General features: G+C 39.1%; 1 protein-coding gene. It reads left to right on the forward strand.

The window, feature by feature from the left end; translation table 11 throughout:
- Positions 1–647: hypothetical protein (locus ABD296_RS49760; RefSeq protein ID WP_344285611.1), on the forward strand; the 647-nt coding region annotated here is incomplete at both ends.

The raw sequence follows: 647 nt of genomic DNA on the forward strand, positions 1-647 counted from the left end.
GCTGCACCAGAATGGTATGTTACATATAAAGGTCAAAAACTGAGCGGGCAAAGCTTACTTGACCAAATTCAAAAATGGGAAAATGCAGGTATTATTGAACCAAGCCATGCTAAGGCTTTACGCGAAGCTGCTGCTCATCCTGAATGGTTTGATTTATCTGACCGTACGATGGTGTTATTTGGTGCAGCCTCAGAAGCAGGACCATTACCTTGGCTAGCAAGATGGAATGCGAATATTGTTGCAATAGATTTACCAAACCCACGAGTTTGGGGGAAAATTCTAAATACAATCCAGCAAGGAAACGCAACGCTTATTGCACCAAGTATTGAAAAAATTGACTCTTCGGCAAAAGCTTCAGCATTGAGAGATAAATTGGGTGCTAATTTATTAACGCAAATACCAGAAATTGCCCAATGGTTAGTTCAATTTCCTCAAAAATTACACTTGGCTGCTATTGCTTATTTAGACGGAGAAAAACATGTCCGTGTTTCTATGGCAATGGACAGTATTATGCAATATGTGAGTGAACATAAACCTGATACCAGCTTAATGTTTATGTGCACACCAACCGATGTTTATGCAGTACCAAAAGAAGTTGCAGAAGCTGCTCAAGAGAAATTTAAATCTCGTTCACAACTACAAAAAAT

The organism is Actinomadura napierensis (genome assembly GCF_039529375.1).
GTDB lineage: Bacteria > Actinomycetota > Actinomycetes > Streptosporangiales > Streptosporangiaceae > Spirillospora > Spirillospora napierensis.